Origin of the sequence: Stutzerimonas stutzeri (genome assembly GCF_000935215.1) — a bacterium.
In the GTDB taxonomy this organism is placed as follows: Bacteria; Pseudomonadota; Gammaproteobacteria; order Pseudomonadales; family Pseudomonadaceae; genus Stutzerimonas.
The window spans coordinates 1-22,299 of record NZ_JXXD01000320.1 but is presented as its reverse complement, the minus strand read 5'-3'; the positions used below and the strand labels follow the sequence as shown (position 1 = coordinate 22,299).

General features: G+C 65.1%; 18 protein-coding genes. 6 read left to right on the top strand and 12 right to left on the bottom strand.

What is annotated here, in order from left to right; all coding sequences use genetic code 11:
• Positions 1-873 (top strand): metal ABC transporter substrate-binding protein, encoded by an 873-nt coding sequence (locus tag LO50_RS22905; RefSeq protein ID WP_044316466.1) that lies wholly within the window; start codon positions 1-3, stop codon positions 871-873.
• Between the two features lie 187 nt (positions 874-1,060).
• On the opposite strand, the gene guaD is transcribed toward LO50_RS22905, so the two are convergent.
• The 8 genes from guaD to LO50_RS22865 form a co-directional block, all read right to left on the bottom strand.
• Positions 1,061-2,368 (bottom strand): guanine deaminase, encoded by a 1,308-nt coding sequence (guaD, locus tag LO50_RS22900; protein WP_044316465.1) that lies wholly within the window; start codon positions 2,366-2,368, stop codon positions 1,061-1,063.
• A gap of 85 nt (positions 2,369-2,453) precedes the next feature.
• On the bottom strand, positions 2,454-3,314 hold the full coding sequence (gene xdhC / locus LO50_RS22895) for a xanthine dehydrogenase accessory protein XdhC (protein ID WP_041013165.1): 861 nt from the start codon (positions 3,312-3,314) through the stop codon (positions 2,454-2,456).
• Positions 3,315-3,415: 101 nt separating this feature from the next.
• Positions 3,416-5,812, bottom strand: a complete 2,397-nt coding sequence (gene xdhB / locus LO50_RS22890; RefSeq protein WP_041013166.1) for a xanthine dehydrogenase molybdopterin binding subunit — start codon at positions 5,810-5,812, stop codon at positions 3,416-3,418.
• The gene (gene xdhA, locus LO50_RS22885; protein ID WP_044316464.1) at positions 5,805-7,253 is read right to left on the bottom strand and encodes a xanthine dehydrogenase small subunit; all 1,449 of its coding nucleotides are present in this window, start codon (positions 7,251-7,253) and stop codon (positions 5,805-5,807) included. Before xdhA ends, xdhB begins: the two co-directional genes overlap by 8 nt.
• A 161-nt stretch (positions 7,254-7,414) precedes the next feature.
• A complete protein-coding gene (locus LO50_RS22880) occupies positions 7,415-8,389 on the bottom strand; it encodes a 2-oxoglutarate and iron-dependent oxygenase domain-containing protein (protein ID WP_003298219.1) in 975 nt (324 codons plus the stop codon).
• A 113-nt stretch (positions 8,390-8,502) separates the two neighbouring features.
• Positions 8,503-9,594 (bottom strand): BMP family ABC transporter substrate-binding protein, encoded by a 1,092-nt coding sequence (locus tag LO50_RS22875; RefSeq protein ID WP_044316463.1) that lies wholly within the window; start codon positions 9,592-9,594, stop codon positions 8,503-8,505.
• 203 nt (positions 9,595-9,797) lie between these two features.
• Positions 9,798-11,153 (bottom strand): 8-oxoguanine deaminase, encoded by a 1,356-nt coding sequence (locus LO50_RS22870; RefSeq protein WP_003298217.1) that lies wholly within the window; start codon positions 11,151-11,153, stop codon positions 9,798-9,800.
• A gap of 195 nt (positions 11,154-11,348) precedes the next feature.
• Positions 11,349-12,029 carry an SDR family oxidoreductase gene (locus LO50_RS22865; protein ID WP_044316462.1) on the bottom strand — a complete coding sequence of 227 codons (681 nt, stop codon included), beginning with the start codon at positions 12,027-12,029 and terminating at the stop codon, positions 11,349-11,351.
• A 199-nt stretch (positions 12,030-12,228) separates the two neighbouring features.
• On the opposite strand from LO50_RS22865, the gene LO50_RS22860 reads away from it, so the two are divergent.
• Positions 12,229-14,946 carry an HAD-IC family P-type ATPase gene (locus LO50_RS22860; RefSeq protein ID WP_044316461.1) on the top strand — a complete coding sequence of 906 codons (2,718 nt, stop codon included), beginning with the start codon at positions 12,229-12,231 and terminating at the stop codon, positions 14,944-14,946.
• A 22-nt stretch (positions 14,947-14,968) separates the two neighbouring features.
• Here the strand turns inward: LO50_RS22860 and mltF are convergent, their stop codons facing one another.
• Positions 14,969-16,429, bottom strand: a complete 1,461-nt coding sequence (gene mltF, locus LO50_RS22855) for a membrane-bound lytic murein transglycosylase MltF (RefSeq protein ID WP_044316460.1) — start codon at positions 16,427-16,429, stop codon at positions 14,969-14,971.
• A 147-nt stretch (positions 16,430-16,576) separates the two neighbouring features.
• On the opposite strand from mltF, the gene LO50_RS22850 reads away from it, so the two are divergent.
• Both LO50_RS22850 and LO50_RS22845 read left to right on the top strand, forming a co-directional pair.
• The gene (locus tag LO50_RS22850; RefSeq protein WP_044316459.1) at positions 16,577-16,852 is read left to right on the top strand and encodes a GIY-YIG nuclease family protein; all 276 of its coding nucleotides are present in this window, start codon (positions 16,577-16,579) and stop codon (positions 16,850-16,852) included.
• 87 nt (positions 16,853-16,939) lie between these two features.
• On the top strand, positions 16,940-17,878 hold the full coding sequence (locus tag LO50_RS22845) for a glutathione S-transferase family protein (RefSeq protein WP_044316458.1): 939 nt from the start codon (positions 16,940-16,942) through the stop codon (positions 17,876-17,878).
• Between the two features lie 7 nt (positions 17,879-17,885).
• Here the strand turns inward: LO50_RS22845 and LO50_RS22840 are convergent, their stop codons facing one another.
• Genes LO50_RS22840 through yejK form a run of 3 tightly spaced genes read right to left on the bottom strand, consistent with a single transcriptional unit; the run spans position 17,886 to position 20,564 of the window.
• Complete coding sequence (locus LO50_RS22840; RefSeq protein WP_003298208.1) at positions 17,886-18,734, bottom strand: DUF4344 domain-containing metallopeptidase; 849 nt, start codon at positions 18,732-18,734, stop codon at positions 17,886-17,888.
• Positions 18,731-19,549 carry a PPK2 family polyphosphate kinase gene (locus LO50_RS22835; RefSeq protein ID WP_003298207.1) on the bottom strand — a complete coding sequence of 273 codons (819 nt, stop codon included), beginning with the start codon at positions 19,547-19,549 and terminating at the stop codon, positions 18,731-18,733. The genes LO50_RS22840 and LO50_RS22835 overlap by 4 nt, the downstream gene beginning before the upstream one ends.
• A 7-nt stretch (positions 19,550-19,556) precedes the next feature.
• Complete coding sequence (gene yejK, locus LO50_RS22830; protein WP_003298206.1) at positions 19,557-20,564, bottom strand: nucleoid-associated protein YejK; 1,008 nt, start codon at positions 20,562-20,564, stop codon at positions 19,557-19,559.
• Between the two features lie 163 nt (positions 20,565-20,727).
• On the opposite strand from yejK, the gene LO50_RS22825 reads away from it, so the two are divergent.
• Both LO50_RS22825 and LO50_RS22820 read left to right on the top strand, forming a co-directional pair.
• A complete protein-coding gene (locus LO50_RS22825) occupies positions 20,728-21,627 on the top strand; it encodes a prenyltransferase (RefSeq protein ID WP_044316457.1) in 900 nt (299 codons plus the stop codon).
• Positions 21,628-21,727: 100 nt separating this feature from the next.
• Positions 21,728-22,299, top strand: a 572-nt coding sequence (locus LO50_RS22820; RefSeq protein ID WP_044316456.1) for an MFS transporter, incomplete at its 3' end; no start/stop codon positions are given.

Sequence of the window (22,299 nt, the reverse complement as noted above, 5' to 3'; positions counted from 1 at the left end):
ATGCGTTACCTGCTTATCGCGCTGGCCCTGTGGCTCCCGCTCTCACTGCAAGCCGCTGAAAAACTGCAGGTGGTGACGAGCTTCAGCATCCTCGCCGACCTGACCCGCGAGGTGGGTGGCGAGCATATCGAGCTCACCAACCTGGTCGACGCCGATGCCGATGCTCATGTCTACGAGCCCAGCCCGGACGACGCCAAGGCGCTATTGCGCGCCGACCTGATCATCGCCAATGGCCTGGGCTTCGAACCCTGGCTGGAGCGCCTGCTGGCCAGCAGCGAGCCCAAGGGCAAGCGGATCGACACCAGCGCGGGCGTTGTTCCGCTGATGCTGGATGAAGATGGCGAGATGCTTCCTGACCCTCATGCGTGGCAGAGCCTGACCAATGCCGAAATCTATGTGCGCAATATCGCCAAGGCACTTGGCGAACTGGACCCGGCCAACCTCAATGTCTACATCGAGCGCCGCGATGCCTACCTGGCGCGCCTGCACGCATTGCTGAAGAAAGCCGACGCGCAGATTGCCGGTTTGCCGGCCAGCCAGCGCAAGGTGGTGACCAGCCATGACGCCTTCGGCTACCTGGGGCAGGCCTGGCAGCTGAAGTTCATCGCGCCGCAGGGACTGTCCACCCATGACGAGCCCTCGGCGGCGGAAGTCGCGGCCTTGATCCGGCAGATACGCAATGAAGGGGTGCGAGCGGTGTTCGTGGAGAACATCCGCGATCCGCGGCTGATCCGACAGATCGCCGACGAAGCCGGCGCCAAGGTCGGCGGGACTCTGTATTCGGATGCGCTGGCCAGCGAAGGCCCCGCCAGCACCTATCTCGGGATGTTCGAGCACAATCTCGACACGCTGATGGCCGCGCTCAAGCCGTAAGGTCGAACGCGGGTCATTGATTCTTGCGCCACCAAGCTCCGTGCGATCCGGCGCTGGATGTAAAAGCGACATCCACCCTACGAACGACGGTTGTGGTTCCGGCCCGTAGGGTGGATCACGCTTCACCGATCCACGCGCTCATCAAGCATGGAAACGACCGTTGATGATCAGGTTCTCGATCAGCTGGTCAGCAAGCCTTGCGGTGAACTGAAACCCCGGCGGCGTAGGTTTCCTTCACCGCGCGGTCGTCGCCGAGGATCATCAGGGCGAAGAGCTTTTCCTGCAGCGTTGTCGCCTGGCTCAGGCGATAGCTGATCAGCGGCGTTGCCTTGTAGTCGAGCACCACGAAGTCGGCGTCTTTGCCCGGCTGCAGGTTGCCGATGCGGTCGTCCAGATAGAGCGCCCGCGCGCCGCCCAGGGTCGCCAGGTACAGCGCCTTGAACGCGTCGAGCTTCTGCCCCTGCAGCTGCAACACCTTGTACGCCTCGTTGAGGCTGGCGAGCTGCGAGAAGCTGGTACCGCCGCCGACGTCGGTGCCCAGGCCGACGCGCACACCGAAGCCTTCCACCTTGGCCAGGTCGAACAGGCCGCTGCCGAGGAACAGGTTGGAGGTGGGGCAGAACGACACCGCCGAGCCGGTCTCACCGAGGCGCTTGCATTCGTCGTCGCACAGGTGGATGCCATGGGCGAACACCGAGCGCGGGCCGATCAGGCCGTGGTGGTCGTAGACGTCCAGATAGCCCTTGCGCTCCGGGAACAGCTCCTTGACCCACTCGACCTCCTGCTTGTTCTCGGAGATATGGGTGTGCATGTACAGGTCGGGGAATTCGGCGAACAGCTTGCCGGCCAGGGTGAGCTGCTCCGGCGTGCTGGTCGGGGCGAAACGCGGGGTGACGGCGTAATGCAGACGGCCCTTGCCGTGCCAGCGCTCGATCAGTTCGCGGCTGTCGGCATAGCCGGACTCGGCGCTGTCGGTGAGGAACTCCGGGGCGTTGCGATCCATCAGTACCTTGCCGGCGATCATCCGCAGGTTGCGCTTCTCGCAGGCCTCGAAGAAGGCGTCCACCGACTGCTTGTGCACCGTGCCGAAGACCAGCGCGGTGGTGGTGCCGTTGCGCAACAGCTCGCCGAGGAACAGCTCGGCCTGTTCGCGGGCGTGCGCCATGTCGCTGAAACGGCCCTCGTTGGGGAAGGTGTAGGTTTCCAGCCAGTCGAGCAGCTGCGTGCCGTAGGAGCCGATCACGCCGACCTGCGGGTAGTGGATATGGGTATCGACGAAGCCAGGGGTAATCAGCGCATCCGGGTATTCGACTATCTCTGTGCCGGCCGCCAGGGTCGGCAGCAGCTCGGCGGCATGGCCGATGCGCGCGACCTTGCCGTCTTCGACGACCAGCAGGCCGTCCTCGAAGTATTCATGGGATTGCTCGACGCCCACGTCGCGCGGGTCGGCGAGGCAGTGGAGCAGGGCGGCACGGTAGGCTTTGGTGCTTGGCATGGTGACTCTCGAAATCGTTGTATGAGGGTGATGCGTTGACATGGCAGGCCGCCGCCGGAGGCGCGCCTGCAACGAGGTCGGATGGTCAGTTTCTCTGGGCGCGGCGCGAAGCGGGGACCAGCATCGGTACCGGCTTTTCACCGTCGGCGGTCTTCTCGCCGCCCTTTTCACCGAAATGCGCGTTGTAGGTGGCGATCACTTCGCCGGCGATGGACACGGCGATCTCCACCGGCAGCTTGCCCTTCACCTCGGCGATGCCCATTGGGCAGCGCATGCGTTGCACCGTTTCGGCCCCGAAGCCACGGTCGCGCAGGCGGTGTTCGAATCTGGCGCGTTTGCTCTTCGAGCCGATCAGCCCGTAGTAGGTGAAATCGTTGCGCGAAAGGATCGCGGCGGTCAGCTCCAGGTCCAGCTGATGATTGTGGGTCATGACGATGAAGTAGCTGCCGGCGGGCATGTTATCCACTTCCTCGACCACATCGTCGTTGACCACCTTTTCCACGCCGCGCGGAATCTCGGCGGGGAATTCGTTATCGCGCGAATCGATCCAGCGCACCTTGCACGGCAGGCTGGCTAGCAGCGGCACCAGCGCGCGCCCGACATGCCCGGCACCGAACACGGCGATATGCGCCTGCGGCTGGCCCATGGGCTCGAATAGCAGCACCGTGGCGCCACCGCAGCACTGACCGAGGCTGGCGCCGAGGGAGAAACGCTCGAGACGGGTGTCGCGGCTGCGCTTTTCCAGCATTTCGCGGGCGATCTGCTGGGCTTTGTATTCAAGATGGCCGCCGCCGATGGTGTCGTACAGGCGCTCACGGCTGACCACCATCTTCGAACCGGCATTGCGCGGCGTCGAGCCGCGCTCCTCGATGATGGTCACCAGCACGCAGGGTTCGCCTTGTTGTTGCAGTTCGGCGAGGGCGTCGATCCAGACCGTGTTGCTCATGGTTCTGTCCTTCGTATCGTCCGGTGGCGTGTGTAAAGCGCCGCCACCGGGACATTCGTGTTGCGCTAACGGTGGACAAGCACAGCGTTGTCCGCCCTACGTCAGGCCGGAGTCGTCTGCGTTGCCGCAGACGTGCTCGCCGCCTGCTTCAACTTGCGCATCTGCTCCACGCCCCAGAGCACGCGCTCGGGCGTCGCCGGTGCGTCGATTGTTGGCTGCGCTTTGTAGTCTGCCAGGCTGGCCACGGCGTCCTTGATCGCACACCAGACCGAGATGCCGAGCATGAACGGCGGCTCGCCGACGGCCTTGGAGTGGAACACGGTGTCCTCGGGGTTCTTGCGGTTCTCCACCAGCTTTACCCGCAGATCCAGCGGCATGTCTGCCACCGCCGGGATCTTGTAGCTGGCCGGGCCGTTGGTCATCAGCTTGCCCTTGTCGTTCCAGACCAGCTCTTCCATGGTCAGCCAGCCCAGACCCTGGACGAAGCCGCCCTCGACCTGGCCGATGTCGAGGGCCGGATTCAGCGAGGCGCCGACGTCATGCAGGATGTCGCTGCGCAGCATCTTGTATTCGCCGGTCAGGGTATCGACGATCACTTCCGAACAGGCCGCGCCGTAGGCGAAGTAGTAGAACGGCCGTCCGCGCGCCTGGCTGCGGTCGTAGTAGATCTTCGGTGTGCGGTAAAAACCGGTGGACGACAGCGAAACCTGGCCGAAATAGGCCTGCTGGATCAGCTCATCGAAGCTGATGTACTGGTCGCGCAGGCGCACCTGGCCATTCTTGAACTCGATGTCTTCTTCGAATATCTGCCACTTGCGCGCGGCGAACTCCACCAGTCGCTGCTTGATGGTCTGCGCCGCGTTCTGCGCCGCCTTGCCGTTGAGGTCGGCACCGCTGGAGGCCGCCGTCGGCGAGGTGTTGGGCACCTTGTCGGTATTGGTGGCGGTGATCTGAATGCGCTCGATATCCACCTGGAACACCTCGGCCACCACCTGCGCGACCTTGGTGTTCAGGCCCTGGCCCATCTCGGTGCCACCGTGGTTCAGGTGGATGCTGCCGTCGGTGTAGACGTGCACCAGCGCGCCGGCCTGGTTGAGGAAGCTGGCGGTGAAGCTGATGCCGAACTTCACCGGCGTCAGCGCCAGGCCCTTCTTCAGGATCGGGCTTGCGGCATTGAACGCGCGGATATCTTCGCGTCGCTTTGCATAGTCGCTGCTGGCTTCCAGCTCGGCGGTCATCTCCTCGAGCATGTTGTGCTCGACGGTCTGGTAGTAGTGGGTGACGTTGCGCTCGGTCTTGCCGTAGTAGTTGCGCTTGCGCACCTCGAGCGGGTCCTTGCCCAGCTCGCGGGCCACCGCGTCCATGATCTCCTCGATGGCGACCATGCCCTGTGGGCCGCCGAAGCCGCGGTAGGCGGTGTTCGAGGCGAGGTTGGTCTTGCAGCGATGGCCATTGATGGTGGCGTCGCCCAGGTAGTAGGCGTTGTCGGAGTGGAACATGGCGCGATCGACGATCGAGCCGGAAAGGTCCGGCGAGTAGCCGCAGTTACCGGCGAGATCGATCTCGATGCCGTGCAGCAGACCGTCATCGTCGAAGCCGACGTCGTACTCGACGTAGAAGGGGTGGCGTTTGCCGGTCATGGTCATGTCTTCCATGCGCGGCAGGCGCATCTTGGTCGGCCGACCGGTGAGGTGCGCGATCACCGCGCACAGGCACGCAGGTCCCGCGGCCTGGGTTTCCTTGCCGCCGAAGCCGCCGCCCATGCGGCGCATGTCGATGACGATCTTGTTCATCGGCACGCCGAGCACTTCGGCCACCAGCTTCTGCACCTCGGTGGGGTTCTGTGTCGAGGTGTAGACGATCATGCCGCCGTCTTCGGTGGGCATGACCGAGGACACCTGTGTCTCTAGGTAGAAGTGCTCCTGCCCGCCGATGTGCAGCGAACCCTGCAGCCGACGCGGCGCGCTGGCCAGGGCCGTGGCCGAGTCACCACGCTGGTGGGTGTGGCTGTCGAGCACGAAATGCTTCTTGTGCAGCGCCTCGACCACGTCGAGTACCGGCTCCAGGTCTTCGTATTCGATGATCGCGGCCATGGCCGCCTTACGTGCGGTCTCCAGGCTGTCGGCAGCCACGGCGATCACCGGCTGGCCGATGTACTCGACCTTGCCGTCGGCCAGCAGTGGATCGCCGGGCAATACAGCGCCGATATCCAGCTGCCCGGGTACATCCTGAGCAGTGATGGCAATCGCGACGCCCGGCACTTCATAACACGGCGCCGTGTCGATGCGGACGATGCGGGCGTGGGCCCGGTCGCTCATGCGCGCATAGATATGCAGCTGGTTGGGAAATTCTAGGCGGTCGTCGACGTACACCGCCTCGCCCGAGACATGCTTGGGCGCGCTGTCGTGCTTGACGCTGCGACCGACGCCGGTGACCAGGTCCTGGGTGAACAGCGCCGCGATTTCTTCCTGAGTGCGGGTGGTTACGTGGTTAGACATAAGCGGTCACCCTCGTCTCGGTCTTCGGTGCATGTTGTTCGAGGAAGCACTTGCGCAGCAGGTTCTGTGCGACCAGCAGGCGATACTCGCGACTGGCGCGGAAGTCGGTCAGCGGCGTGAAGTCTTCGGCCAGTGCATCGCAGGCCGCCTCCACGGTCTGCTGGTTCCAGGGCGCGCCGTTCAGGGTCGCCTCGCAGGCCGCGGCGCGCTTGGGAATCGCCGCCATGCCGCCAAAGGCGACCCGGGCATCGGCGACCACGCCATCGGTGATCTGCAGGTCGAACGCGGCGCAGACAGCGGAGATGTCGTCGTCCAGTCGCTTGGAAACCTTGTATGCGCGGAACAGGCGATTCGGTTTAGCGCGGGGCACTCGTACCTTCTCGATGAATTCTCCGGGCTGGCGCGCGGTGACCTTGTAGTCGATGAAGTAATCCTCGAGCGGCAGGGTGCGGCTGCTGGCGCCCTTGCGCAGGACAACTTCGGCACCCAGGGCTATCAGCAGCGGCGGCGAGTCGCCGATCGGCGAGGCATTACCGATATTGCCGCCAAGCGTGCCCTGGTTGCGGATCTGCAGCGAGGCGAAGCGCTGCAGCAGTTCGCCGAAATCCGGATATTCGTCGGCCAGCGCGGCATAGCAGTCGGTCAGCGGTGCGGCGGCGCCGATCTCGACGTGGTTGTCGGTGAGCTGGACCTGCTTCATCTCGGCGATCTGGCCGACATGGATCATCACCGGCAGCTCGCGATGGAACTGGGTGACCTCCAGCGCCAGGTCGGTGCCTCCGGCGAGCAGTCGAGCGTCGGGATTCGCGGCGTAGACCTCGGCCAGTTCGGCGACGGTCAGCGGCGACAGGCAGCGCTTGTCGCCGTCGCTGAGCTCGGCCATTTCACGCGGAACGATAGCCTTGAGCTGGGCGATGGTCTCGGCTTCGCGGGCATCGAACTGGTCCGGCTCAGGGTTGCAGCAGGCCTGCTCGGCGGCTTCGAGGATCGGCCGGTAGCCGGTGCAGCGGCAGAGGTTGCCGGCCAAGGCTTCGTGGGTCTGGTGCGGGTCGTATTCGGTGACCGCGCCGGCGTTCTTCTGCAGGGCGAACAGGCTCATGACGAAGCCGGGCGTGCAGAAGCCGCATTGCGAACCGTGGCAGTCGACCATGGCCTGCTGAACGCTGTGCAGCCGGCCCTGGTCCTTGAGGTCTTCGACGCTGATCAGCTGCTTGCCGTGCAGCGCGGAGATGAAGGTCAGGCACGAGTTGAGGGTGCGATAGCGCAGGCGGTCGCCCACCAGTTCGCCGACCACCACGGTACAGGCGCCACAGTCACCGGAGGCGCAGCCTTCCTTGGTTCCGGTCTTGCCACGGTGTTCGCGCAGATATTGCAGCACCGTGGTGTTGGGATCGAGTGCGCGTTCGCTGCGCAATTCTCGATTGAGGAGAAACTGGATCAAGGCGAAGCCTCCGCTGTTGTTGTTCTGACGCGCAAACTATCGCTATCTGACTTCTCGGTCAACTAATTCCTGACTCAAAAGTCAATGCGGCAGACGCGCGCAGATCGGGCGAGGCGTATCGATGCGCTCGCCCATGTTTTCATACTGCAATTAAAGCCCGTTCAGACGGGTTCGGCCTCGCCCTGCCGTCGGTAGGCGTAGGTCTCGGCGAAGCGCGAGAGCATGTACCGGCTGCAGGTGGTGCTGGGGTATTTCGGCGGGTTGGCTTCGTCGTAGCAACCGGGCAGGCAGGCGATCTCGGTGTCCGGATGCGGCTCGGCGAAGAACGGCATGGAGTAGCGGTCCACACCCAGCGGGCTGATCACGCGATGCGGCGTCGACTTGTAACGGTCATTGCTCCAGCGCGCCATCATGTCGCCGATGTTGACCACGTAGGTGCCTTCGATGGGCGGCGTGTCGATCCATTCGCCCTTGACGTTCTGCACCTGCAGGCCGCCGGCCTGGTCCTGATAGAGCAGGGTCACGCAGCCGTAGTCGGTGTGTGCGCCGGCGCCCTGCTGATCGGCGCTGGTGGCCGTTTGCCGCGGCGGGTAGTGGATCATGCGGAACACGCTGATGGGTTCGATAAAGCGCTTGTCGAAGAAGTCCCGCTCGATGCCCAGGGCGAGCGCGATGGCACGCAGCAGGGTGCAGGCAAGATCCTGCATGTCGCGGTAGTGGCCCTCCATCAGCTCGGTCCAACCTTCGATCTGCAGCGGATGGCGGTTGGGCCCGCGCAGTGGTTTTTCGGCCAGCACGTCCGGGTGGTCGGCCGGCATATGGAAACCCATGTCGAAGGTTTCCTTGAGGTCGCACGGCTGGCTCGGGTCAAGCTGTTCGGTGGCGACGGCACCGTAGCCGCGGTGGTGGCGGCTCTTGGTGATGTCGATCTTCAGCTTTTCTTCGGCGGGCAGGGCAAAGAAGCGCTGGGCATGGTCGGTGAGGGTGGCGATGCGCTCGGCGCTGATCGGGTGACCCTTGATATAGAAGAAACCCCACTCGCGGCAGGCGCGGTCGATCGCCTCGGCGACGGCCAGATGGCCGGCCTCGTCGGCGTTATAGAGTGGGGAAATATCGATGATGGGAAGTTGGGTCATTTCGGAATACCTTGGGTCGCAGCCTGAAGCCTGAAGCCTGAAGCCTGAAGCCTGAAGCCTGAAGCCTGAAGCAGGCACGGCTGGCTTCCAGCTTCAGGCTTCCAGCTCAGCGCTTATTTGGGCAACTCGGCCTTGACGCCTTCGACGTAGTAATTCATCGAGGCGAGGTCCTTGATGCTGGCGGTCTCGCCCTCGGCGATGCGCACTTCGCCAGCCTGGTCCTTGATCGGACCGGTGAACGGATGAAACTCGCCGCTCTTGATGCTGGTGATGATCGCTTCGGCTTCGGTCTTCACGTCAGCGGGCACCAGATCGCTGATCGGCAGGCTGATGCTGTCCTGGGCCAGACCACCCCAGAAGTCTTCGGATTTCCAGTTGCCGGCCATCACCGCTTCGGCGGACTTGGTGTAGTGCGGGCCCCAGTCGTTGACGATGGAGGTCAGCACGGCCTTCGGCCCGAAGTGCTGCATGTCCGAGGCATAGCCGACGGAGTAGACGCCACGACGCTCGGCGGCCTGGATGGGGGCCGGGCTGTCGGTGTGCTGGAAGATCACGTCGACGCCCTGGTCGATCAGGGCGTTGGCGGCATCGGCTTCCTTGCCCGGATCGAACCAGGTGTTGACCCACACCACCTTGATCTCGGTGCCGGGGTTGTACTTGTCCAGCGCCAGCTGGATGGCGTTGATGTCGCGGATCACTTCCGGAATCGGGAACGAGGCGATGTAGCCGACCTTCTTGGTCTTGGTCATGTTCGCCGCGAGGAAGCCGCCGACGTAGCGACCTTCATAGGAACGGGTCAGGTAGGTGCCGACGTTCTTCGCCTGCTTGTAACCGGTGGCGTGCTCGAAGATGACCTTGGGGAACTGCTTGGCGACCTTCAGCGTGGGGTTCATGTAGCCGAAGGAGGTGGTGAAGATCAGGTCGTAGTCGCTCTTGGCCATGTTGCGGATGACCCGCTCGGCGTCGGCGCCTTCCGGCACGTTCTCGACGAAGCTGGTCTGCACCTTGTCGCCCAGCTTCTCTTCCATGTACTTGCGACCCTGCTCGTGCTGGTAGGTCCAGCCGTGGTCGCCGATCGGGCCGATGTAGACGAAGCCGACCTTCAGCGGATCGGCAGCCGACGCCGCGGCGGTCGTCAGTGCGGCGCTGAAGCCGATCGCTGCGGCAAGGGCGCGCAGCAGGGTTTTCCGTGAGTTGTTCTGCATGGCGGGTGACGCTCCTGTTTGTCTAGCTACAGAGCCTGTGTTGGCTGATAGCTGGTTAGCAAAAAGCTGACCAACTGGACAGATACCTTCGCTGTGCCGGATTGCGGCCGATTCGACTCGACGCCGAGGCCCGATCGAGACTTGCACTGGTGCGCCAGTAATCCACGGCGCCCAGCTTTGGTGCAAGCCTCGATCGTGGTTGTTTAGCCGTTTACCAGTTGCCGGGCCGCCTGCTGGTGATCGGCGATCAGTCCCTGCACGTCGAGGCCTTCGACCTGACCGTCGATGACGCGCCATTTGCCGCCGACCATCACCCGGTCGGCACGGTCGGCGGCACACAGCAGGAGTGCGGCGATGGGATCGTGGCTGCCGGAAAAACGTAGCTCATCGAGTCTGAAGAGGGCCAGGTCGGCCTGCTTGCCGACCGCCAGCTCGCCGATGTCGCTGCGCCCGAGCAGCCGCGCGGAGCCGCGGGTCGCCCAGCCCAGCACCTTCTCTGGGGTGATCTTCTCGGCGCCGTAGCGCAGGCGCCCGATGAACAGCGCCTGGCGCGCCTCGAGCATCATGTTGGAGGCGTCGTTGGAGGCCGAGCCGTCGACGCCCAGGCCGATGATGGCGCCCTTGTCCTCGAGCTCGAGCGTGTGGCAGATGCCCGAGGCCAGACGCATGTTGGAGCTCGGGCAATGGCAGATGCCCACACCGGCTGCACCCAGGCGGTGAATTTCCACCTGGTTGAAATGGATGCCATGGGCCAGCCAGGTACGCGGGCCGAGCCAGCCGACGCTCTGCAGGTAGTCCACGGTGCGCATGCCGAAGCGCTTCGCGCAGAACTCCTGTTCGTCCAGGGTCTCGGCCAGGTGCGTATGCAGACGCACGTCGCGCGCTTCGGCCAGCTCCGCGCAGGTGCGCATGATGTCGGTGGTGACCGAGAACGGCGAGCAGGGCGCCAGGGCGATCTGGATCTGCGCGCCGTCGCCGCGCTCGTGGTAGCGGTCGATCAGCCGCTCGCTGTCGGCGAGGATGGTCTCGGCGTCCTGCACCACGCTCTTGCACGGCAGGCCGCCATCGTCCTTGGACAGGTTCATCGAACCGCGGGTGAGCATGGCGCGCATGCCCAGCTCGCGGACCGCTCCGACCTGGATATCGATGGCGTCCTCGAGCCCGCCCGGAAACAGGTAGTGGTGATCCGCTGCCGTGGTGCAGCCGGATAACAGCAGCTCAGCCAGCGCCACCTTGCTCGCCAGCTGCAACGCCTCCGGTGTCAGCCGCGCCCAGACCGGGTAGAGGGTCAGCAGCCAGTTGAACAGCGGCTCGTTGACCACCGGGCCCCAGGCGCGGGTGAGGGTCTGGTAGAAGTGGTGATGGGTGTTGACCAGGCCCGGCAACACCACGTGTTCACGTGCGTCGAAGGTCTCGTCCACCGGCTGCGCGGGCGAGGCGCCGGCGGCAAGGAGTTCGGTGATGACACCGTCTTCGATCACCAGCCCGCCTGGGGCTTTCTGGTCGTTGGCGGTGAAGAGGGCGAGGGGATGCTTGATCCAGATTCGATGAGCAGCCATGCCGGCTTTCTCCTGAATGGTTGAGTTCAGAGTAGCCAGCTCAGTTATGCCCTGTCTGCTGATCCAGGAGGCGGAGGGGGATGCCTCGCCGGGGGAGGAAGATAAAGGGTTTTGGGTGGGTTTGTCACAGGGTTGCCAAGGGTTGGTTAGTGGGAGCGGCCAATCCGACTCCCGAGATAACCCTTGTGGTCATCATTACCAGGGCAACGGATTGCCCTGGTAATCCAGATATCGATGTCCGCCCTGTCCAATAGCCTGGGTAACCTGCTCGAGCATACCGCGCGTGCTGGTCTCGACATCCAGTGGAGCCTGGTCGCCGCCCATGTCGGTCTTGACCCAGCCGGGATGCATCGACAGCACTGTCAGCTTCGTCTCGCCGAGCGCGGCGACGAAGGTCCGCGTCAGGTGATTGAGCGCCGCCTTGCTCGCGCCATAGAGGTCCATGCCCATGCCCGGGCCAACCTCGACGCTGCCGAGGATTGAGCTCATAAAAACGATCACGCCCTGATCGGGGTTCACCCGCGGCAGCAGCCGCTCGGCCAGGCGCACCGGCGCAACGGCATTAGTGAAGAACAGCTGGCCGACTTCCGCCCGGCTGGCCTGGGTGGCCGGTTTGTCTTGCGGCCCGGCGATGCCGGCGTTGACGAACAGCACATCGATCGGGGTGTCGGCCAGGCGCGCGGCCAGTTGGTCGACGCTGGCTGCATCATCCATGTCCAGGGTTTCGATGCGCAGCTGTGGTATTCCACTGAGCGCGTCGGCGCGCTGCGGATCACGCACGGTGGCGATCACCTGCCAGCCTGCGCTGGAAAACTGCTTCGCCAGGCCGAGGCCCAGGCCGCGGGAGGCGCCGACAATCAGTATGTTCTTTGGCATGGAACAATCTCGAAGTTCATGAAGAGGGCAAGAATAGCGCGAGGATCGGCTCGGCGCGCAGCGGGCCGGCATGCGGCAATCGACCACTGCCCGAGTGTTGCAAGCCGTTTCGTTGCGATGGCCAGAGCCGCTCTGTTTCGGCTCTCATGGGCTAGCTTTGCAGTGCGCCGGCAATGAATCAGCCACCCCGGAGGACCGAATGCCCGAACAGCAGACCCAATCGACCCGCTGGCACGCTCGTCCGGCCGAGGAGGCCCTGCTGGAACTGGACTCCACCAGCGCTGGCCTGACGCACGAGCAAGCACGGGAACGACTGCTCCGCTACGGGCCGAACCGGCTCGACGAGGCCAAGCCGGCGAGCATCCTGCAGCGCCTGCTGCGCCACCTGAACAACCTGTTGCTCTACGTGCTGATGGCCGCGGCGCTGGTCACCGGGCTGATGGGACATTGGGTCGATACCTCGGTGATCCTGGCGGTGGTGGTGGTGAACGTGGTGATCGGTTTCGTCCAGGAAGGCAAGGCGGAAAAAGCGCTGCAGGCGATCCGCCATCTGCTGGCGCCGCATGCGGTGGTACTGCGCGACGGCCGGCAGCAGGACATCGATGCCGCCGATCTGGTGCCCGGCGACGTGGTGCTGCTGGCCTCCGGCGACAGCCTGCCGGCTGATGTGCGACTGCTGCAGGCGCGCAATCTGCGTGTCGATGAAGCGGCTTTGACCGGGGAGTCGGTGCCGGTGGACAAGCAGGTCGATGCCGTCGCCGATGACGCGGCGATCGGTGATCGGCTCTGCATGGGCTACGCCGGCACGCTGGTCACCCAGGGGCAGGCGCGGGCGGTGGTGGTTGCCACTGGCGCGGCCACCGAGATCGGCCGTATCGGCCGCATGCTCGAATCGGTGGAGCAGGGCACCACGCCGCTGCTGCGCAAGATGGCCGAAGTTGCCCGGGCGTTGACGGCGGTCATTCTCGCGGCTGGTGTGCTCTTGTTCCTGTTTGGCACGCTGGTGCGTGGCATGGGCGCTGGCGAGATGTTCATGGCCGCGGTCGGCCTGTCGGTCGCGGCAATTCCCGAGGGCCTGCCGGCGATCATGACCATCACCCTGGCGATCGGCGTGCAGCGCATGGCCGCGCGCAACGCGGTGATCCGTCGATTGCCGGCGGTGGAGACGCTGGGTTCGGTGACAGTGATCTGCTCGGACAAGACCGGCACCCTGACGCGCAACGAGATGACGGTGCAGGAGGTGATCTGCGCCGGCCAGTCACTGGATGTCGAGGGAGCGGGGTATGCGCCGACTGGCAGCTTGCTGCTGCAGGGCGCAGCGGTCGATGCGGCTGCATTGACTACCCGCTCGCCGGCGGCGGCCGCGCTGGTCGAGGCCGCCGCGCTGTGCAATGACGCCAGCCTGCATGAGAAGGATCAGCAGTGGGTGCTGGCCGGCGATCCTACCGAGGGCGCACTGCTGACCCTGGCGATGAAGGCCGGGCTTTCACCTACCGCACGACAGGTCGACCGGCCGCGGCTGGACGTGATTCCCTTCGAATCCGAGCACCGTTTCATGGCCACCCTGCACGCCTGCGACGGCGGCAGCGAAGTGCTGGTCAAGGGCGCGCCGGAACGCATCCTGGCCATGTGCTCGCAGCAGCTGCAGGCCGATGGCGTCGAGCAGGCACTGGACGAAGCGCACTGGCACACCCAGATCGAGGCGCAGGCGCGCGCCGGACGCCGGGTGCTCGCCTTCGCCCGCTGTCGGCTGGAGGCGGGCAAGGAAGACCTCGAGCATGCCGATGTCTCCAGCGGGCTGACTCTGCTCGGCCTGGTGGGCATCATCGATCCGCCCCGTGACGAAGCGATCCGTGCGGTGGCGCAGTGCCGCGCGGCCGGCATTCGCGTGGTGATGATTACCGGTGACCACGGCGTGACCGCCAGCGCCATCGCCCGACAGCTGGGCATGGGTGAGGAGATCAAGGCGATCACCGGCCCGGAGCTGGAACCCATGGACGATGCGGCCATGCGCCAGGCCGTCGCCGAGGCCCGGGTGTTCGCCCGTGCCAGCCCGGAACACAAGCTGCGGCTGGTGCGTGCGCTGCAGGCCAATGGCGAAGTGGTCGCCATGACCGGCGACGGCGTCAACGATGCGCCGGCGCTGAAGCAGGCCGATGTCGGGGTGGCGATGGGCATGAAGGGCACCGAGGCGGCCAAGCAGGCCGGCGCCATCGTGCTGGCGGACGACAACTTCGCCTCCATCGCCCATGCGGTGGAAGAGGGCCGTACCGTCTACGACAATCTGCGCAAGACCATGACCTTCCTGCTGCCGATCAACGGCGGCGAGTCGCTGTCGCTGCTGCTGGCGGTGCTGCTCGGCCTGGCGCTGCCGATCACGCCGGTGCAGGTGCTCTGGGTCAACATGGTCAGTTCCGTGGCACTGGCCATGGTGCTGGCCTTCGAGCCGACCGAGGCGGATGTGATGCGGCGTCCACCGCGGCGACCGGACGAGCCGATGCTGTCGCGCTTCGTGATCTGGCGGATCTTCTTCGTTTCCGCGCTGTTCCTCGCTGGAATCTTCGGCATGTTCCAGTGGATGCTGGCGCAGGGCGCGACGGTGGAGACGGCGCGCACCGTGGCGGTGAACACACTGGTGTGCATGGAGGTGTTCTACCTGTTCAGCGTGCGCTACCTGAAAGCACCGTCGTTCACCGTACAGGGCGTGAAGGGCACGCCGCGGGTGCTGTTGGCGGTGTTCGGGGTGTTCGCGTTGCAGCTGCTGTTCACCTACGCGCCGTTCATGCAGTCGCTGTTCGCCTCCGAGGCCCTGCCGTTGGCAACCGGTGCGCTGGTGGTGCTGACCGGTGTGGCGGTGCTGCTGATCCTGGAGGTCGAGAAGGCGCTGCTGCGGCGCATGGGTGTCGGCACGTCCTGAGGCGGAGCGGGCGGCGTGCCGGTCAGAGCGGCGGCAGCTCTTCCATCAGGTCGGTGGAGTTGATGCCGGGGATGTGCAGTTCGCTGTGGGCCAGTTGCTGGCCCTCCATCTGCGGCTGGGTCACCCAGGTGAGGATGTCGTAGTAGCGGCGGATGTTGGCCACGAAATGCACCGGTTCGCCGCCGCGGGCGTAGCCGTAACGGGTCTTGCTGTACCACTGCTTCTGCGCCAGGCGCGGCAGCATCTGTTTTACGTCCAGCCACTTGTTGGGGTCGAGTCCTTCGGCTTCGGCGAGCTTGCGCGCATCCTCCAGATGGCCGCCGCCGACGTTGTAGGCAGCCAGGGCGAACCAGGTGCGATCCGGTTCCAGGATGCTTTCCGGCAGCCCGGCATGGACCTTGACCAGATACTTGCCACCGCCCTGGATGCTCTGCACCGGGTCGAGGCGATTGGTCACGCCCATGGCGTTGGCGGTGCGCAGGGTCAGCATCATCAGCCCGCGCACGCCGGTCTTGGAGGTGGCCTCCGGCTGCCAGTGGGATTCCTGATAGCCGATGGCGGCCAGCAGGCGCCAGTCGATGCCATGCTTCTTGGCCGTCTCGCGAAAGGCTTTCTCATAACGCGGCAGGCGTTGCTGCAGATGCTTGGCGAAGGCATAGGCGCCGACGTAGCCGAGCACGTCGACGTGGCCGTAGTAGCGCTCGCGCAGGCGCTGCAACGTGCCGTTCTCCTGGGCCTTTTCAAGGAAGGAGTTGGCTGCCTGGAGCAGGCTGTCGTCCTCGCCCTTGGGTACGATCCAGGCCAGGCTGTTCTGCTCGCCGACGTCGAAACCGGCACGGATGTTGGTGAAGTACACCTGGTTCATGGACATCTCGTTGGATTCCACCAGGGTCAGGTCGATCTGCCCCTCATCGACCATGCGCAGCAGGTCGACCACTTCTACCGCATCGGATTGCTCGTAGCGCAGGTCCGGATACTCGGCCTGCAACGCGGCCAGCTTCTCGGCCTGGCTGCTGCCCTTGAGCACCATGATGCGCTTGCCGATCAGATCCTTCGGGCTGGTCGGTCGGCGCTGGCCGCTGCGGTAGACGACCTGGGTGGTGACGTCGAGATACGAGCGGGTGAAGCGCGCCAGCTCCTGCCGGCCTTCGCTGGCCACCAGGCCGGCGGCGGCGAGTGCCGGGCCACCAGGGCGATTGAGGCGGTTGAAGATCTCTTCGATGTTGTCGGCGGTTTCGATCTGCAGCTTGACGCCGAGGGTATTGGCGAAGCGCTTGACCAGTTCGTATTCGAAGCCGGCTTCGCCGTTGCGATCCTGGAAATAGGTGGAAGGGCTGTTGCGGGTGATCACGCGCAGTACGCCTTCCTCCTGAATGCGCTCGAGCTCGCTGGGCTTTTCGGCGCAGCTGCCGAGCATCAGGAAGATTCCGATCGCCAACAGCCAGGTGGCGCAGCGCTTGCGGAACAGGGAATGGGCAAACATCGGCGCAGTATACGCAAAGGCGAACCGCCACCATATCTGGACAGCGAGCGGCCTCTCTGCTAGACGCAGCCCGGATGGACGACCGCGGCGCGTCAGTTCGGCATAATGCCGGCCCTGTTGTCCCCGCCGTCGAGATCGTTGCCAAACATGACCGAGGTCCAGCCCAAGCCCTGGTTCGTCTACCTGGTGCGTGCCGCCAACGGTGCGCTGTACTGCGGCATCAGCGACGATGCCCAGCGGCGTTTCGCCGAGCACCAGCGCGGGCGTGGCGCGCGCTTTTTCCATTCCAGCCCGGCGCAGGCGCTGGTCTATGTCGAGGCCTGCGCCAGCAAGGGCGATGCGCTGCGCCGGGAAATCGCCATCAAGCGTCTGGACAAGCGTGCCAAGGAGCGTCTGGTCAGCGCGGCCGGCACCGTCGCGTGAATGACGCGCTAATCAGCCGGTAGGCTCGCCGGAGCGGAGCGTCTAAGCTGATGCTCCTCGACCCAATCCACTCTGGCGGAACCTGTCATGCACGAGCTGATCCTGCACCACTATCCCACCTCACCGTTCGCCGAGAAGGCGCGCCTGATGCTCGGATTCAAGCAGTTGTCCTGGCGTTCGGTGATGATCCCGCCGGTCATGCCCAAGCCTGATCTCACCGCGCTGACCGGTGGTTACCGGCGCACCCCGGTGCTGCAGGTCGGCGCCGACATCTACTGCGACACCGCCCTGATCGCGCGTCGACTCGAGGCCGAAAAGGCCACCCCGGCGCTGTTCCCGGAAGGCCAGGAATTCACCGCAGCGACACTTGCCCAGTGGGCCGACTCGGTGCTGTTCCTGAATGCCGTAAGCCTGGTCTTCCAGCCTGAATCCATGGCCGTGCGCTTCGCCCAGGTGCCCAAGGAGTTCGTCCAGGTGTTCAGCCAGGACCGCGCGCAGTTGTTCGCCAACGGCTCGGTCAGTCGCGTTCCGCTGGAGCAGGCGAAGAATGATTGGCCAACCTTCATGACGCGCCTGCAGCAGCAACTGGCGCGGGAGGAGGGCGAGTTCCTGTTTGGCGCGGCGCCGTCGATTGCCGACTTCGCCGTCGCGCATTGTCTGTGGTTCCTGCGTGCGACGCCGGTCACCGCGCCGCTGGTGGATGGCTACCCGGAGGTGGCGGCCTGGCTTGGCAAGGTACTCGGCGTGGGCCATGGCTCCAGCAGCGAGTTGTCCGCCGAGGATGCACTGCGCATGGCGCTGGAGGCCGAGCCTGCGCCGCTGCCGGATGAAGCATTCAGCGAGCCGAACGGTTTCCAGGAAGGGCAGCTGGTGGCCATCGCCGCGGTGGATTACGGCGCTGATCCGGTCGAGGGCGAGTTGGTCTTTGCCGGTAGCGAAGAGCTGATCCTGCGCCGCAGCGATGACCGCACCGGGGTCGTGCACGTGCACTTCCCGCGTGTCGGCTATCGCATCGAGGCGCGCTGAAGACGCCTCAGTGCGACGCCGGTGATTCGCCGGCGCGCAGTTTCGGCAGTTCGCGAGCGAGCGTGCGGAAGTAGGCGATGCGCTCGTAGCATAGCGTGAGTTCACCGCTGATGCGGTTGAACCAGGCGTCCGGTGCGCCGCAGGTGGACATGCGCAGGGTCAGGTCGCGGGGCAGTTCGAAGGCATCGCTGGCCTTCGCCGCGACTGCCTCCAGTTCGCCGCTGGCGCGGATCTTTTCCAGCAGTTCGGCACCACCCGGCAGATGTCCGGGTGGTGTGTCGTAGATCACCTGAATGCGGTGCCGCGCCGGTCCCTCGTCGCTGCGGCCCAAGTGTTCGCGAAACCACTGCACCGCGCGGGCCGCCTGTTCATACTCCTCGGGACAGTACAGCGCCCGTTCCACCGGCAGGCCGCTGACTTCCAGCACCCAGTCGAGCCGATCCGGATCACTGCCGTAGGCCAGGCAGGCGATGTTGTAGAAGCGTTGGGCGTCCAGCGCGTGGCTGTCCCAGACCGGCACCGGGGAGCCGTCGCGTTCCGCGCTCTGCCATTCCAGACGCCAGTAATCGGCGACGTCCATCAGCTTGGCGTAGAAGTCGTCGCGGTGCTGTTCCCGCTGCAACAGGAACAGACCCATGAAGCCGAGCTGGTCGGCGGCGTCTTCCTCACGTCCAAGCACCGGCAGCTGCAGTTCGCTGATCAGCAGGTGCCCCATCTCGTGCATCAGGGTGAATTCGGAGTTGGCGACCGTGAAGCGGACTTCGTCCACCGAGAGTTCCGGCGCTGTTTCGCCTGGCTGCGCCTGCGCCTGCGCCAGCAGCGGCAGTAGCAGCAACACCTGAGCGAAGCGCTTCATGGCGTGCTGTCCAGATCGGCATGGGTGAATGGCGCCGGCTGTGCCGGCCAGTCCAGGGCCAGGCGCTCGAACGCGCGGGCGAGCAGGCTGGCGACGAGCAGGTCGCGCAACCAGCGGTGGTCGGCCGGTATCACGTACCAGGGCGTTTCGCGGCTGTGGCTTTTGCTCAGCACGGCAGCCCATTGCGCCTGCTGCTGGGCGAAGTTGCGCTGGTCCTGCAGATCGCCGAGGGTCAGCTTCCAGCGCTTTTCCGGCTGCTCCAGGCGCCGATGCAGGCGCTGTTTCTGCTCGCCGGCGGATAGCTGCAGGTAACACTTGAGCGGGTGGATGCCAGCCGCCGGCAGCGCGCGCTCGAAAGCCTGGATTGCGGCCTGGCGTTGCGGGATGTCGGTAGGCGAGCACAGGCCGTCGCGCAGATCGCTGACCAGCGCTTCGTAGTAGCTGCGATTGAATACGCCGAGCATGCCGGGCGCTGGCAGCCGCTCCCGGTAGCGCCAGAGGAAGTCGTGGCGGCGTTCCTCCGCGCTCGGTGCCTGGAAGCTGTGCGGCGACAGCCCCAGCGGATCGAGCCCACTCAGCACGCGGCGGATCACGCCGTTCTTGCCGGAACAGTCCGGCCCCTGCAGCACGAGCAGCAGGGCGTCGCGGCGGTTGGCCCAGAGCATGCTCTGCTGCACCCGCAGCCATTCCCTCAGGCTTGCCAGCTGCGCTTGGGCCTGAGCTTTGTCCAGGCCGTAGCAGCGTGCCGGATCGCGCGCCAGCGGCGCCGCTGGGTCGCACAGGCAGTCATCGAGAATGGCGTCTGCCAGGCGCATGGCGCGGTCAGTCCTTGCGCCGCTTGAGCTGGTCCTTCAGTTGGGTCGGCAGCTGGCGGATGATCAGCATGTCACGCGCCTCGTCGTACTCGACCTTCGAGCCCAGCAGATGCGACTCGAAGCTGATCGACAGCCCTTCGGCGCGTCCGGTGAAGCGTTGAAACTGGTTGAGCGTGCGCTTGTCGGCGGGAATCTCCGGCGACAGGCCGTAATCCTTGTTGCGGATGTGCTCGTAGAAGGCGCGCGGATGTTCCTCGTCGATCACCCCGGACAGCTCCTCCAGCGACATCGGCTCGCCGATCTTCGCCTGGCTGCTGGCGTAGCCAACCAGGGCGCTGGTCTTCTCCCGTGCCTTCTCTTCCGGCAGGTCCTCGCTTTCGACGTAGTCGCTGAAGGCCTTGAGCAGCGTGCGCGTCTCGCCCGGGCCGTCGACGCCCTCCTGGCAACCGATGAAATCGCGGAAGTACTCGGAGACCTTCTTGCCGTTCTTGCCCTTGATGAAGGAGATGTACTGCTTGGACTGCTTGTTGTTCTGCCACTCGGAGATGTTGATCCGCGTCGCCAGGTGCAGTTGGTCGAGGTCGAGGTGCTTCGCTTCGGTCACGTCCAGCGAGTCGGTAACGGTGACGCCGTTGCTGTGGTGCAACAGGGCGATGGCCAGGTAATCGGTCATGCCCTGCTGGTAATGAGCGAACAGCACGTGGCCGCCGGTGGACAGGTTGGATTCTTCCATCAGCTTCTGCAGATGCTCGACGGCCTGGCGGCTGAACGCGGTGAAGTCCTGATTGCCTTCCATGTACTGGGCGAGCCAGCCGCTGAACGGATAGGCGCCGGACTCCTCGTGGAAGAAGCCCCAGGCCTTGCCCTGCTTGGCGTTGTAGCTCTCGTTGAGATCGGCCAGCAGGTTTTCGATGGCCTGGGAGTTGCCCAGCTCCGAGTCACGGGCGTGGAGCACGGCGGGGGTGCCGTCCGGCTTTTTCTCGATCAGATGGACAATGCAGTGGCGAATCGGCATGGTGGTCTCACGGCTGGAATGCAACAGGTTGGGCAGTTTACCCGAGAGCGGGTGGTGCGTGCCTGCAGCCGAAGCTGCGGTCTGGCGGAGTCGATCTGTGTCAAGGACGCCGGGCGGCGTTGGGGTTAGCCTGCCGTACACAAGCCGATAGCGGGAGGCGTAGATGAGCGGAACCTTGGACTGGCTGGGTGTGGCTCGCGGTCGTTTCCTGCTGCTGACGCTGAGCTGCGTGGCGCTCGGGGTGGCCTTGGCAGTGCGCGGGGGCGCGGAAGCGATGTCCTACAGTGATGCACTGCTGGTGATGCTCGGCGCCCTGGCCGCCCATGTGGCAGTCAATGCGCTCAACGAATGGGGTGATTACCGCAGTGGGCTGGACCTGCAGACCCGCCGCACGGCGTTCAGCGGTGGCAGCGGTACCTTGCTGACCCATCCGCATCTGCTGGGTCGCACATTGCTGCTCGGTCTCGGCAGCCTGCTGACCTGCGCGCTGATCGGCCTGTTCTTCCTGCTGCGCCAGCCGCCGCTGTTGCTCAGTCTGGCGCCGGTTGGTCTGGCGGGGCTGCTGCTGGTGCTGCTTTACACGCCTTGGCTGACCCGCCACCCCTGGCTGTGCCTGTTCGCGCCGGGCTTGGGCTTCGCGCTCATGGTGCTGGGTACGCGCATCGCTCTCGGCGGCGGGCCGGACCTCGGCGATCTGTGGCTGATCCTGCCCCCTCTGCTGCTCTGCAACAACCTGCTTTTGCTAGGCCAGTTTCCGGACATTGATGCCGACCGCGCTGTCGGCCGGCGAACCCTGCCGATGCATATCGGCTGCGCCAACGCCGTGCGCGTGGCGCTTGCGCAGTGGCTGCTGGCCTACGGCGTACTCCTGGCTGTGCTGGCGCAGCCAGGTCTGGCTGGTGGCGCACTCGGCTTGTTGACCATGCCGCTGGCCCTGCGAGCGGCATGGCTGCTGCGTCGCGAACCGCTGCAGGCGCAACGCCTGCTGCCGGCATTGGGGCTGAACGCTGCGGTCAGCGTAGCGACGCCGTTGTTGATGGCCGTAGGGTTGATGGCGCTTTAGCGTTCCGCGAGAGCGGAGGGCACCCGATCGGACACATGGGGTGACGAAAGAAAGGCTTAACTGAGTAAACTGGTCGCCTTTTCTTCGAGGAATGACACCCATGACCGCTGCATGGCGCAACTCTGCCTGGATTCTCGCCGGTGGCTCGCTGATCCTCGCGATTTCCCTCGGCGTGCGCCACGGTTTCGGTCTGTTCCTGCCGCCCATGAGCGCGGAATTCGGCTGGGGCCGCGAGGTGTTCGCCTTCGCCATCGCGATACAGAACCTGATCTGGGGCCTGGTACAGCCGGTGACCGGCGCGCTGGCCGATCGCTTCGGCGTGGCTCGTGCCGTGCTGATCGGCGGCATTCTCTACGCCATCGGGCTGGCATTGATGGCGGTGTCCGATTCGCCGACGACCCTGACGCTGAGTGCCGGGCTGCTGATCGGACTTGGGCTGTCGGGCACCTCGTTCTCGGTGATCCTCGGCGCAGTCGGGCAGGCGGTTCCGCCGGAGAAGCGTAGCATGGCGATGGGCATTGCCAGCGCTGCGGGCTCCTTCGGCCAGTTCATCATGCTGCCCGGCAGCCTGGGGCTCATCGAGTGGCTGGGGTGGTCCTCGGCGCTTATGGCGCTCGGTTTGCTGGTGGCGCTGATCGTGCCGCTCGCGGGGATGATGCGCAGCCCCGCGCG

Coding starts and splice junctions, on each gene's coding strand:
- LO50_RS22905 (WP_044316466.1), top strand. CDS start 1: ATGCGTTACCTGCTTATCGCGCTGGCCCTGTGGCTCCCGCTCTCACTG.
- guaD (WP_044316465.1), bottom strand. CDS start 2,368: ATGCCAAGCACCAAAGCCTACCGTGCCGCCCTGCTCCACTGCCTCGCC.
- xdhC (WP_041013165.1), bottom strand. CDS start 3,314: ATGAGCAACACGGTCTGGATCGACGCCCTCGCCGAACTGCAACAACAA.
- xdhB (WP_041013166.1), bottom strand. CDS start 5,812: ATGTCTAACCACGTAACCACCCGCACTCAGGAAGAAATCGCGGCGCTG.
- LO50_RS22880 (WP_003298219.1), bottom strand. CDS start 8,389: ATGACCCAACTTCCCATCATCGATATTTCCCCACTCTATAACGCCGAC.
- LO50_RS22875 (WP_044316463.1), bottom strand. CDS start 9,594: ATGCAGAACAACTCACGGAAAACCCTGCTGCGCGCCCTTGCCGCAGCG.
- LO50_RS22870 (WP_003298217.1), bottom strand. CDS start 11,153: ATGGCTGCTCATCGAATCTGGATCAAGCATCCCCTCGCCCTCTTCACC.
- LO50_RS22865 (WP_044316462.1), bottom strand. CDS start 12,029: ATGCCAAAGAACATACTGATTGTCGGCGCCTCCCGCGGCCTGGGCCTC.
- LO50_RS22860 (WP_044316461.1), top strand. CDS start 12,229: ATGCCCGAACAGCAGACCCAATCGACCCGCTGGCACGCTCGTCCGGCC.
- mltF (WP_044316460.1), bottom strand. CDS start 16,429: ATGTTTGCCCATTCCCTGTTCCGCAAGCGCTGCGCCACCTGGCTGTTG.
- LO50_RS22850 (WP_044316459.1), top strand. CDS start 16,577: ATGACCGAGGTCCAGCCCAAGCCCTGGTTCGTCTACCTGGTGCGTGCC.
- LO50_RS22845 (WP_044316458.1), top strand. CDS start 16,940: ATGCACGAGCTGATCCTGCACCACTATCCCACCTCACCGTTCGCCGAG.
- LO50_RS22840 (WP_003298208.1), bottom strand. CDS start 18,734: ATGAAGCGCTTCGCTCAGGTGTTGCTGCTACTGCCGCTGCTGGCGCAG.
- LO50_RS22835 (WP_003298207.1), bottom strand. CDS start 19,549: ATGCGCCTGGCAGACGCCATTCTCGATGACTGCCTGTGCGACCCAGCG.
- yejK (WP_003298206.1), bottom strand. CDS start 20,564: ATGCCGATTCGCCACTGCATTGTCCATCTGATCGAGAAAAAGCCGGAC.
- LO50_RS22825 (WP_044316457.1), top strand. CDS start 20,728: ATGAGCGGAACCTTGGACTGGCTGGGTGTGGCTCGCGGTCGTTTCCTG.